The following is a 12182-nucleotide window of genomic DNA, read 5'->3' as shown; positions in this document are numbered from 1 at the left end:
TTTACTTGACCTAGAACATATGGCGGTCAGATGACGAATAAGTGAGGTCGCGAGTATCGAGCTGCGAGTGATAAAAAGCTAAGGACTAAACTTTCCCATTAAGCCTATCTACTAGCACTCAGGTATGGATAAATATATGAACACTGCCTTTCCGCCATGCTCATTGGCCCAAATCTACTGTTTAGAACTTAAAGACAAGAGCTGGCTCCCGGAACAAGCCCGGGAAGACGGCAAAAGCGTCAAGTGTGGCTGCCTAATGATTACGTCATTCCGGCGTCCTTACCTACTTGTCATTCCGGTATGCTCATTGACCGGAATCCAGTTTTATTTATGCAGTGCATTCGACATAGCGACGATATCGGCCATGACAGTCTTCTCGCCTAAATCAGCTAGGAATGAGAGGTGTTCGATCACCTTAACTTTCTGAAGGTTTTCTAGCTGAGGTGCGCCACCTAGTGCAAGTGCAGGAACAAAGCCGTACATTTCATCAGCTTCTAATGGACCAAGTTTGGCCATAGCACGGTCGAAAAGAGGGTTTTCATCTAGATCCTCTTCTTCCATGTCATCTTTTGTTTTAACAGCGAAAAATAAGTCAATAGTCCTTTCTTGGCCTCTTTCTTTTAACTTTTTTGTTTCATCAGCAGGGAGGAGCATTCCGAAATTTGTATCTATTTTTATACTCTGCCCCGATGTTTCTCCCCAGATAAAAAGCCGACCAAATGCACTACGCCCTATGACATAATACTTATCAATTCCGTCTAATTCTCTTTGCTCAAATGAAGTACCTGACAACCACTGCGTTAAAATATCTTTGTAGTCATCGGGGTTAACAGTCCAGAAGATACCCTTTCCCCAACCGCAAAAACCATATTCCTGCCAGTACTCTGATAAGTGTGCAGGTAGCTTACTCTCAAAAAAATTAAGCGCTTCAACTGTTGGCTGTTTAGATTTAATTGCTGGGCCAAAACCAGCGAAATTGTAAAAGTTATCAAAAAATTTGTTCATTTACTAACACCTTTTTATTTACATCGATGTAGGTCTAAATTCAACTTGGTATCTGTGTCAGCTTTACGGCTTATAGGCACAAGAGTGGAGGAGTTACGATAGGTTAGACTTATAGAATCAAGGCATCACATTGAGTGAACTTGGCTCTATTCCAATTGTTTTCTGGGCTTTCATTAGTTAACTCGTGTAGCTCTTTGAATAGTTTAAAAAGTGGATAGCCACCTTTCAAATCATGTTCAATAGCACTTTTTGAAGTGTAAGTTGTATCAAATTCAGCAGCGCTTTCAAAAAATTCAACTGCTATTTTGCAATCAATCCATTCTTCATCAATTTGATTAATCATATGTTCGGCAATAGCAAGTGTATATCGAATCAATTGTTCTCAAGGTTTATCCTCTAGGTTGATTTATTAATGTTACTGATTTCTTTTTTCCATCAATAAGGTATGTAACATCAAAAGCTTCAGGTCTATTGCTGTTTTTATCATATATAGCATCTATACTGACGTTAACTTTCTTAGGTGGATCGCCTTTCAATGCATCAGCCCACTTGTTTTCCATCCGCTTTCAAGCACCTTTATTTAGATTTCCATCCATGGCTGCATAATTTATCTGCTCCCCTGAGCCGGCGTTGTTGATCAAATCCTCGCTATAGATGCAGCTACTCCAAGGGTTTGAGCTAACTAGGCAGCCTGTTTCCTAACTGGCATTCCTAGTCTTATGACTTTGTTCATTGCCTTTACACCTGCCAGCGCTTCACCTACTTGAGCATTATAATCTCGTAGGCTAAGTTTCGGACTAATTAGTTGCTTATATCGGTACATTGCTGTTTCAGATAGTGACCGTAAGTGATAGTCATTTTCCTTCTTCCATTGCGCTAACTCATTATTTTTGAGGGCTCTCACTGCCTCGTTTCGAGGATGCCCATCCTCCCAAAACCCAGCACTGCTTCTTGGTGGGATAGTGGGTTTGCAACCTTTACGCTGAAGTAGTTTGTGACACGCTTTGGTGTCGTATGCTCCATCAGCAGAAACTTGTTTAATCTGTCTTCTTAACGGCTTGATTAATGTGGGTAACACTTCATTATCAGCAACGTTAACCAGAGTGACTTCTGCTGCTACGACTTCATGCGTATTCGCATCTACTGCGAGGTGTAACTTACGCCAGGTACGACGCTTTTCTTTACCATGCTTTCGAGTCTTCCATTCTCCCTCGCCGTAAACTTTGAGGCCCGTTGAATCAATCACTACATGTGCCACAGAGCCACGACTCGGTGAGCGATATTTGATATTTACGGTCTTGGCACGTTTGCTAATGCAGCTATAGCTTGGTGAGGTTAGTGGCACATCCATAAGCTGGAAAACCGAGGTAGTGAAACCTTCTAGTGCTCTCAGTGATAAGTTGAATACACCTTTAACAACCAATGCAGTTTCAATAGCAACATCAGAGTAAATATACCCACGGCCACGGCGGCCGTGATGTTCAGAGCAACACCAAGAGCTAATGGCGTGCTCATCAATCCAAAAGGTCAAGGACCCTCGATTAATCAATGCCTTGTTGTACTGAGACCAATTGGTCATTTTACGCTTAGCTTTACCCATCTTGATGTTTCCAATAACCACATTGGAAGATCAGATCACATAAGCTGCAAAAGGTTCAATCGATTTAGGAAACAAGGCCCCCTGAGCCATTAAATATTGAAGCGATGATGTGACCACCTTCATCATTTAGGCCGGAATCCACGCTTGAAACTTAACAACTAAAGCTGGCTCCCGGAACAAGCCCGGGAAGACGGGAAATAGTCATCTGTAACTGGCTATAAGCTCACTGTCATTCCGGTATGCTCATTGACCGGAATCCAGTTTTATTGATGTAATGCATTCGACATAGCAACGATATCAGCCATGACAGCCTTCTCGCCTAAATCAGCTAGAAATGACAGATACTCAATAACTTTCACTTTTTGAAGATTTTATAACTTAGACACGCAATGATAAAAAGGGCTTCTCGTTAAATTTAAAGTCTATTACTGACTAATCTCTTCTAAGTCTGGTCAACTATATTGAAAACCGCCTCAATGCTTAGTTAGGCGCTTAAGATATTGTTGCGAACCAGGCCCCGGCGCACATTCTTGCAGAGCTTGCCGAAGCGGGAGATCTCATCGAAATTAGGGATAGCACCACGCTCGATGGCCGATTCCCAATAGGTCAATTCGGTATCGACCAGTTCCAAGAGTTTCTTGGGGCAACCTTCGCAGCTGCCGTCCGGACCGCAGATGAAGGTGTCGGGTTCATACAGGGGCAAGCCATCCTTTACCTACTCAATCAAAAGTAACATGGCTGTCTGTCTATCTGGCTTCTTACTCATTTGCCATTCCTATACTATTCCAAGGTAAGAATAAATGCTGACAACCTAAAAGGTCGTGGCCGAATTCTATGCTGCTAGAGCGATGAAGGCCAGATAATTAGCGACTATTAATAAGAGAGCAATAAAGCAGTGGCGAGTATCGAGCTGCGGGTTAAAAGGCTAAAGGTTACTGTTAGCCCTTAAGCATCCCCTCATAATAACCAGAGGCAGCAAGGCTTCCAGAGTATAATAAGCCAAATCACTCTATGTTCTAAAATTTATAACATGATAAATAAAGCCCTTATTCATAATCACATCGATGAACTCTTTGGCCATGACATGCATGCTAAAAGGGTCACCTCACTTGCTAATGCCGCTCACGGAGTGATTGAAAAGGGGTCACTCGCTATTCATGCCATTGGCGCTGGCTTAGCCCAAGCCAATAAACTTAAGCGTAAGTCTGCTATTAAACAAGTAGACCGATTACTCAGTAATACAAAGTTAAACGTCTGGCAATTACTGGACTCCTGGGGGCCTTATATTATCGGTGCACGCAAAGAGATAGTGGTCTCTCTCGATTGGACTGAATTTGATTCAGACGACCATTCAACCATCGTACTGAGTATGCAAACAACCCATGGACGTAACACGCCACTGCTATGGAAAACCCATCGTAAACATGCTTTAAAAGGTAATAGAAACAACCATGAAGATGAGTTGTTGGTTAAGTTAAGGTCGATCGTTGCAGAGGATGTTAAAGTGACAATTGTTGCTGATAGAGGCTTTAGTGATACGGCACTATTTAACTTCATTGAACATGAGCTGGGTTTTGACTTCATCATTAGAATTAAGGCTAATATCAAAGTCACCGATGCGGTAGGAGAGCTGTTTCCAGTAAAGGACTGGCTATTACCCAGCGGCATAACAAGAACCCTTAAGGACGTTCAAATAACGGGTAATAAGCAAGCAGTCGCTCGGGTCATTTGCACCAAGAAAAAAGGCATGAAAGAAGCTTGGTATTTAGCATCAAGTCGACGTGACCTAGTGAGTAGCAAGATGTTGACTTTATATGGGAAACGTTGGGGGATAGAGACGACTTTTCGTGACATTAAAGACTATCGTTTTGGCATGGGGATGAGTGCCACCTACACGCGTTCCCCGGTACGTAGAGACCGGTTGTTTTTGCTAAGCGCCTTGGCGATAGGCTTGCTGACGCTACTAGGAAAAGCGGGCGAGGATGCTGACTTGGAAAAGACAATAAAGGCAAATACCAGTAAAACTCGCTCATACTCTCTGTTTCGCCAAGGTTGTATTTACTATGAACTGTTACCCACGATGCGAGAAGAGTGGGCAGAACCTCTAATGGATAATTTTTATCGTTACCTTAAAAACCAGCCTATTTACCGTTCAATTTTCGGGATTATTTAAAATTGAAAAATGAGGGGATCTCTAAGCTGTTAGCCATGAAACCAACCGTCTTTCCGGCACTCTTACTGGCCGGAATCCACTGCTAGAACTTTAAAGGCAAGGGCTAGATCCCGGAACGAGTCCGGAAAGACGGACAATAATGATTCATCTAAAGGTAGAAGTCTTCAGGCTTGTAGAACTTAAATCCAGTAATATTGTTTTCTTCGAAAGCCTGTTTTATCTCGTCATTTACGATGACTAAAGGTAAGAAGCTAGAGAGTCTAAAAATGGGCGGAAGCTTCATCTCGCTGGTGTCAGTAAAGGTCAAAGAGTCTATAAATTGAATGTCACCTTCTTCATCTAATGTAACTTCAGATTTGTCATAATCCACAATATCAAAATAACCAATTACATTAACTAAAACATACTGACTCTTCTGATTAGTATCGATATTAATCAACTCAACTGGATAACATTGAAGGTTTGTAATTTCTAGTTTTTCAAAGACTGAGTGGAGTTGTTTACTAAATAATAGGCCCTTAAACCCATAGGCAACTATATAGTCAGTCATGAATTGCTTAGGCTCTAACCTATATCCATGACTTATTAATGTGACCTCAGCTGTAACGTATTTCCCTAAATCAAACTCCCATCCATTCTCTTCGATTATAGTTGGGGTATCATCGATAGAGAGCTCATTCTCACTACTTCTTTCATTAGCCATAATCCAATACATTTTATTTCTCCGCTATTTCTTTCTTTCTGAGAGAGCAGTACTTCTCAATAGTAATTTCCAAGACTTTATTCCCGTACTTACTCTTAATGAGATTTTATTCAACTCAGCAATAATTTTCTTTTGATTACCTTCCTGACACAATTTTAAAGATTTACGTTCAGTGTTACGTAAAATAGCTTTTAGCTTGTCACCATAATGATTGTTTGGATGTGAGCCACGATGACATTGCAAGTCATGTTGAGCAATATCAACAGTAAAACTAGGTAAACACATACCATTTTGCTTATGGTTTATATCATAATCAACTAGTTTTGCATTTTGCTTTAATTCAGTAAAACCATTAAATATTGCTATAGGAATCAAATGGTGCTTTTGCGTATGGTACTGCGGATATAGCATCGCTGCCGCTTTTGCTACGTAATTAGCATTACTTTCAGCCTTATAGTCTTCCAAAGTGGCGTGGCTATCTTCTCCTGGACCATATACCTCCCAAGGCTCTAGCCCTGCATCAACCCATTTTTTTGCGTAGTTGCCACTTTTTTGGATCTGACCATTATTAGGATATTTGATTTTTTCCTTATGCCCGCCTTTGCAGTTATTCCAAGCACATTTGTATGTTTCTTCCTCATCTTCGTTCGCCTTGTTAGAGCTTTTACTGTTACCGGCAGCGGCAAGTGGTAATGTGTTTTCTTTCTTATAAGGCTTAATGTCATGCTGATTATTGACTTTTTTCAGTGATGTAGAAATATCGGAGACGATATTAATGGTACTTTCGAGAGCTTTGCCGCCTTTTCGGGCTGTGGTCGCGGTGAAGAGTATTCCCGCAGCAACAGGACCACCAACACCTCCGGCGAGTGTACCGACAGCAGTACCGCCAACGACCACTGTGGTATCCATTCCCATTTGAGTCATTTGATAAGCAGTTAGCTCTGCAATTTGGTCCTCAGGAAGCGCTGCTAGGATGCGTTTAGGTACACTGGCTAACATCTCACGGCTAGTTGGGTCGCTTAATAGCAGAATGAGCGTTTCCATGGTTTTACGGGCTTGCGTTAAACCTTGGCCGCCTCTATCTTTCCATGCTTTTAGTTTGCCTTCTAAGTCGTCGATGTCACCTGTACTTATGGCTTCGATAAGCATGGTGATGTCGATATCGGCGGCGTCCATTAAATCACCAAAATCACCTAAATCCGGTAGATATTCGGTGAACCCGTTAGATGCACCCTCTTTTGCGGATTTGGCTAGCTCCCATGACTGCGATAAGTACGACAGGTTATCAAACTCTTCGCTCTGGGCGTTTAGCTCTGCAATTTTGCTATCTACTGCACTTTTAAATGACTCAGTCACTTCAAAAAGATTTTTCTCCTTGGCGACCTCTTTGGCATCAAGTGTTTGCTGTGCAATTTGTATAGCAACGTCATTAAGTGCTTGGTCGAACTGCTGGTATTGTGACTCTAGCACCTTTTCAGCTTCGGCTTTTTCGGTTTCATCGCCAAATATCACTTGGGCAGGATAATTGGGGCCGCCTTCGATCATGGCCCAGCCTTTATCATTAAGTACGCCCTTAATGACGGTATTAGCCGGATCACTGAAGATCACGCTATAGGGTACGTTACTGGCGTAGGTTTTTTCGCTGTCGTCGTAACAGAGTTCCAGCTCTAGCTTAGGTGGTGGCTTACCAAAATCGTCACTGATTAACGCTGGTTTAGGTTTGTTTTCGGCCACTCTGACTCGAGATGTGTCAGCGACATAATCCAGCGGCGGTGCGGGATCCAGATTATCGTTGCTGTTGCTAGAAGAGCTAGCACTACCAAAACTATAGAGTGAGCTGCTGCCCCCTGACTCGAATCGTCGGGTTAACTGGGTCAGGGTTTGTGTGCTGATGCCATTTCCGTATCCAGAGTTTGCGGTTGGCTTGCCCTGCTCCATGGTGAACAGAGGTGATTTTGGTGTATCGGTAAGCACCACTAGCTCACCCTGTTCCAATTTTGTTTTCACTTTATCCAATGAACGGCCAGACGGTATAATGGCTTGCCAATCTCTGTCACTAAGACTAGATAAATCAGACTCAATGAGCACTGCATCGTGGAGCATTAATGAATCAAGTGTGGCTAAACGTATCGACATTCTGCGTGACTTCCTATTACAGCATTATTGGTGAGTTGGCTGTTACTGCATTTAAAGAGTTAGGTATAAATCTCTCCGCATACAGCAAAAATCACACCAAAATTGTAAAGTCAGTGTTTATCTAGGTTTCTGTGTTTAATAAGCCTGTGCTGGGCAATATGTGGCCCAGAGTTGAGCAAGAAGTTGCCCAGCGGGCAATAAATGGCCCAGCTTTTAGGAGTGGTTACGTATTAAAACGTGTGCGCGCGGTATCGACGGTTATTCATCCAATCTATCCAGTCATTCTGAAGTGTGTTCAAACCACCAGGATATCGGCTGAGTACGCTTTTAGGATTTGATGGCTCACATCTGGTTTGTACCATGTGAGCTAATAGCTTTGTTATGGTCTGCTTGCCCTGCTTACTGCTCATTAGGAAATGAATAAGCGAGTGTGACTGAGCATACATGCTAGTTTGCTGGCTTCCTGCCCAGGTTTGACGCTTTGCGCTGAGTAGCGCGTTTACACTCAACTTTTTACCTGCAAGCATTCGTTTCCAGTCTCTCGCTGGAATTTTGGCTGAGTATCCTGACATTTCGATACTTTCAAAATATTCAGCCATACCTTCATTAAACCAACGCGGTATAGGGCCAAATAGGCCAGCATTGAGTACGTGTACAGATTCATGGACTGAGGTTTGATGGGCTTGGCGGTCATTTCTATGATGTACTACGGCCATATTTTGTCTGGCGACATAGAATCCTTGGCTTGGTCCAAGGTTAGGTGCGTATTTAGCCAACAAACTTTTATAGCTGGCAAGTGATTTAGCTAAAGTGAGGTTTACTTCAACTGGTGCGACACCAGATTTAGGCAAATAGTCTTGATAGATATCGCTGACTTTTTTGATTGATGCCGTAACTCTGTCTTTGTAGTACAGAGGCAGTTTGCCACCAGTCGAGTTAACTTTGAGTTCGAATGAGTATTCAGGCTCCTGATATTGGGTTAACGCCATACCGTGTTGAACATGTTCTCTGTCATCATCGGTGAAGTGGGTTTGTCCATTTTCATCGGTCCAGCTATAGATGCGCTTTCTGTTTTGTTTTCTTTGGGCCTGCTTAGCTTCATTCAGGGTTGATGTGGCACAACCAGGAATACGGGTAAATAGTGCTGAGTCAGGATCGTTAAACTGATTTTGGTGTTGTTCGGCGCGATTTTCTTGTTCTATTTTTGTTCCGTTTCTAACTATTGATTCAGCGCTGCTTTGAGACGCTGTTAAGGCAGGAGTTTGCTTATGGGAACTAGTGTTTAAGTATGGGCTTTGGTTTGATCCTTTATTTGAATCCGGAACGCCGAGGTTGAACCGGCTTCTTGGTAACTCAGTCCAGTTTTGACAAAACTGCCAACCTTTGTCACGGCAGACAACCCCAGCTTTATAACGGTTAGCCAAGAAATGTTCGATGACCTTGTCTTTAGTGGTCATCCTTATTCCGTCTTTGCCGTATTCTTCAACGACTAACCCGATAACTAACATTAACAGTATGAGTAATAGGTAACGGCTTAATCGAGTTTCCATCTAGTATCCATTTCGACCTTCTATTTAGCATCTATTTAGAAAGTGCAATCCATTGAGATAAGCTACAGGTTACCTGTTTGTTGCAAATGGTGGAAGACTTGTGACCCAGTCATTCCGGTATGCTTACCTACTGTCATTCCGGCATGCTCGTTGGCCGGAATCTACTGCTTATTAACTACAAACAAAAGCTGGATCCCAGAACGAGTCCGGGTCGCTAATTGCTCCATACATTATCGACATTTCCTACGTCCCTGTTGGTCAGAAGGCGCAATAAAAAACAAAACGTGGCGAGTCTCGAGCTGCGAGTTAAAACTAAGACTTAAGAAGACACCAATAAGCTTACCCATCGCCCTTACATTAGTCATTCCGGCACTCTTTTAGGCCGGAACTCACTGCTTAGAACATAAAAACAAAAGATGGATCCTGGAACAAGTCCGGGATGACGGAATAAACTAAAAAGCGTTACGAGTAGCGGGCTGCGGGTTAACAATGAAAATCGGAATAGACCAAAGATGATGGCGGTGCCTTTTAAACCGTCATTCCGGCACTCTTATTGGCCGGAATCCATTCAACTTCTAAGGGAGATGGCCACTTCTAATCACTGCCAGATAGCTCAATGATGTATCAATCAATATATGACACTGATAACTGGCCTCGATCTCTGCTCATGTCAGTTGATGTGGTGCACTAAATTATAAATCGAGGTTATCTATGTATTTAGGGATAGGCTCTACGAATTCTTGGTTAGGCACTCAAGATATTGTTGCGCACTAGCCCCCTGCGCACATTTTTGCAGAGCTTGCCGAAGCGGGAGATCTCATCAAAGTTAGGGATAACACCACGCTCGATGGCCGACTCCCAATAGGTCAATTCGGTATCGACCAGTTCCAAGAGTTTCTTTGGGCAACCTTCACAGCTACCGTCCGGGCCACAGATGAAGGTGTCGGGTTCATACAGGGGCAAGCCATCTTTTACCTGCTCAATCAAAAGTAACATGGCTGTCTGTCTATCTGGCTTCTTACTCATTTGCCATTCCTATACTATTCCTAGGTAAGAATAAATGCTGACAACCTAAAAGGTCGTTGCCAAATTCTATGCTGCTAGTGCAATGAAGGCCAGCTAATTAACGACAACGACTATAAAATTCCGAATGACGAACTGTGCTGCTTAGAAGCTAAAGACAAAACTGGATCCCGGAACAAGTCCGGGTCGATAATGGCTCCATACATTATCGACATTTCCTACGTCCCTGTTGGTCAGAAGGCGCAATAGTAGATAATTCCGGGATGACAATAAATAACGCCAATTGGGAATATCCCTGCTCCATGGCGATCTGGTGCCAGCAAATGAGAAACTGAGTAATGAGATGCTGCGATCTATTAGGATCTTTGTTCTTTCTCTGCTTTGGATTATAAGCACTCAACTCTTGTTCATTCATCAAAAAATGAATGAATTTTAATTTTTTGTTAATTTATTTATAATTATTTTCATCAGTAGCATTTGTTTGCACCGCGTTTTAAGTAATCACTCTAATGGTGGTTTGACCAGTGTTTTTGTGAATATTAATTTTTAAATTAATATTCACATTCACGTTGTATCGACCAGTTTAAATCTGACAGTTTATATCTATATTCACAACGATACATTATCCCCAAAACTGCCAATAACATTTAATCTACAATTGAGTTCAACATAATAAAACAACAACTTAAAACTAACTGATTGATAAATAGGTTATATGATATTCCATCCAGCTCACCCACCAAGAGTCAAGGGCTTACGCACCTAAATACCGTTGTAGTGACAGTTAATTGTCGGCTTTAGTTTCGTTATTTTCTTAAAAAATATCTTTTTCGTGGTTATGTTTGAAAAGACAAAAATAACCGTTGTAAATTGGTTTAATCCCTATTTTTACTATTTGACCGATTTAAAACTCTGCTCTAGGTTGTGCAATTGTTATCAAATAAAAACAGATAACGATTCAACTAATGAATGTTTAGAATAAATTCAATGGAGAAGAATGATGAACAAGATACAGAGTAATAGCGTATTAAAAAATTCACTACGATTCGCTAAACTGACGGCAGGATTACTATTCATGGTCAGTGTTGTAGGCTGTAGCGGCAATCCTTATGTGTCGAATGCCGAAAGAAACGAGATTATCACCTTAGGTGATTCGATCTATGATCTGTCCGGTGAGATCCAGTTATTCCTGGAACAAGATGCCGGTGAGACATTCAGAGATTATACCCAAAGTGGTGCCGAACTGGCTGGTGGCTCATTAGCTACCTCAGTCATTACGCAATACGCCGATGCTAAGTCTGATAATTCAACCATAGAAACCATAGTCATGAACGGTGGTGGTAACGATATCCTCATTCCTGCCATGTTATTCGACCCCTATCGTTGTAAAACTAAATGGTACCGTCCAAATTTAACCAACTCTTGCATCTCTTTAATTGATGATGTGTATGTTGACGCGGTGACCTTGCTCAATCAAATGGAAACCGAAAGCGTATCAAACGTACTCTACCTAGGTTATTACCACACCACAGGTAACCTCACTAGTCTGATAAAAGCTGTTGATTATGGCAACACACGTTTGTCTGAAGCTTGTAGCAATACTACGGTTGATTGTAGTTTTATCGACCCACGCTCGGTTATCGTCCCCAGTGATGTGATCTCCGATAATATCCATCCAACCACTTCTGGTTCACAAAAGATGGCCGCTCTTATCTGGCCCTTATTAGAACCTCTGCTATAGAAAGCGCCTGAACATTAGGATGAAAGTCGACTGGACCAAGGCGCTGTTTTCATCCGTAATTTTCTACAAGTCATTCTAAGCGCTTTACTCACTGCAATTTTCAGTGCATTTACAGAATAACAAAGCAGCTCACACAATAATAAACCCGCTCAGCACTTTCATTGATAGGATATTTAGCTTATGACAGTATCGATAGATAGTCCCTTTCAACAATCTAAGCTAATTAAATTTTTACTTAGCCTAGCTGTGTT

Annotated in this window: 11 protein-coding genes; 2 read left to right on the top strand and 9 right to left on the bottom strand. The window is 42.0% G+C overall.

Going from position 1 to position 12182, the window contains the following annotated elements:
* Positions 1 to 324: 324 nt before the first annotated feature.
* The 5 genes from sps_RS04215 to sps_RS04190 all read right to left on the bottom strand — a co-directional run bounded on the left by sps_RS04215 (position 325) and on the right by sps_RS04190 (position 3308).
* A complete protein-coding gene (locus sps_RS04215) occupies positions 325 to 1005 on the bottom strand; it encodes a GAD-like domain-containing protein (RefSeq protein ID WP_077751388.1) in 681 nt (226 codons plus the stop codon).
* Positions 1006 to 1114: 109 nt separating this feature from the next.
* A complete protein-coding gene (locus sps_RS04210) occupies positions 1115 to 1348 on the bottom strand; it encodes a hypothetical protein (RefSeq protein ID WP_149027212.1) in 234 nt (77 codons plus the stop codon).
* Positions 1349 to 1394: 46 nt separating this feature from the next.
* On the bottom strand, positions 1395 to 1565 hold the full coding sequence (locus sps_RS04205; RefSeq protein WP_077751386.1) for a DNA/RNA non-specific endonuclease: 171 nt from the start codon (positions 1563 to 1565) through the stop codon (positions 1395 to 1397).
* Positions 1566 to 1687: 122 nt separating this feature from the next.
* Positions 1688 to 2605 carry an IS5 family transposase gene (locus sps_RS04200; RefSeq protein ID WP_077751385.1) on the bottom strand — a complete coding sequence of 306 codons (918 nt, stop codon included), beginning with the start codon at positions 2603 to 2605 and terminating at the stop codon, positions 1688 to 1690.
* A gap of 484 nt (positions 2606 to 3089) precedes the next feature.
* Positions 3090 to 3308: a hypothetical protein gene (locus tag sps_RS04190; protein WP_237157985.1), complete on the bottom strand. Its 219-nt coding sequence runs from the start codon at positions 3306 to 3308 to the stop codon at positions 3090 to 3092.
* Between the two features lie 327 nt (positions 3309 to 3635).
* Between sps_RS04190 and sps_RS04185 the strand changes: the two genes are divergently transcribed.
* Complete coding sequence (locus sps_RS04185) at positions 3636 to 4778, top strand: IS4 family transposase (protein ID WP_077751384.1); 1143 nt, start codon at positions 3636 to 3638, stop codon at positions 4776 to 4778.
* Between the two features lie 148 nt (positions 4779 to 4926).
* Here sps_RS04185 and sps_RS04180 read toward each other — a convergent pair whose 3' ends face one another.
* The 4 genes from sps_RS04180 to sps_RS04165 all read right to left on the bottom strand — a co-directional run bounded on the left by sps_RS04180 (position 4927) and on the right by sps_RS04165 (position 10193).
* Positions 4927 to 5493: an imm11 family protein gene (locus sps_RS04180; protein WP_077751383.1), complete on the bottom strand. Its 567-nt coding sequence runs from the start codon at positions 5491 to 5493 to the stop codon at positions 4927 to 4929.
* A 12-nt stretch (positions 5494 to 5505) separates the two neighbouring features.
* On the bottom strand, positions 5506 to 7617 hold the full coding sequence (locus tag sps_RS04175) for an AHH domain-containing protein (protein ID WP_077751382.1): 2112 nt from the start codon (positions 7615 to 7617) through the stop codon (positions 5506 to 5508).
* Between the two features lie 230 nt (positions 7618 to 7847).
* Positions 7848 to 9167 carry a DUF1570 domain-containing protein gene (locus tag sps_RS04170; RefSeq protein ID WP_077751381.1) on the bottom strand — a complete coding sequence of 440 codons (1320 nt, stop codon included), beginning with the start codon at positions 9165 to 9167 and terminating at the stop codon, positions 7848 to 7850.
* A 744-nt stretch (positions 9168 to 9911) separates the two neighbouring features.
* Positions 9912 to 10193 carry a hypothetical protein gene (locus tag sps_RS04165; RefSeq protein ID WP_077751380.1) on the bottom strand — a complete coding sequence of 94 codons (282 nt, stop codon included), beginning with the start codon at positions 10191 to 10193 and terminating at the stop codon, positions 9912 to 9914.
* Between the two features lie 994 nt (positions 10194 to 11187).
* Here sps_RS04165 and sps_RS04160 point away from each other — a divergent pair.
* The gene (locus sps_RS04160; RefSeq protein ID WP_218919628.1) at positions 11188 to 11931 is read left to right on the top strand and encodes an SGNH/GDSL hydrolase family protein; all 744 of its coding nucleotides are present in this window, start codon (positions 11188 to 11190) and stop codon (positions 11929 to 11931) included.
* The last annotated feature ends 251 nt before the right edge of the window (positions 11932 to 12182 follow it).

Origin of the sequence: Shewanella psychrophila, from assembly GCF_002005305.1 — a bacterium.
GTDB lineage: Bacteria > Pseudomonadota > Gammaproteobacteria > Enterobacterales > Shewanellaceae > Shewanella > Shewanella psychrophila.
Note: the sequence above shows the minus strand (reverse complement) of the source record. Positions and strands in the feature narration are given on the sequence as shown.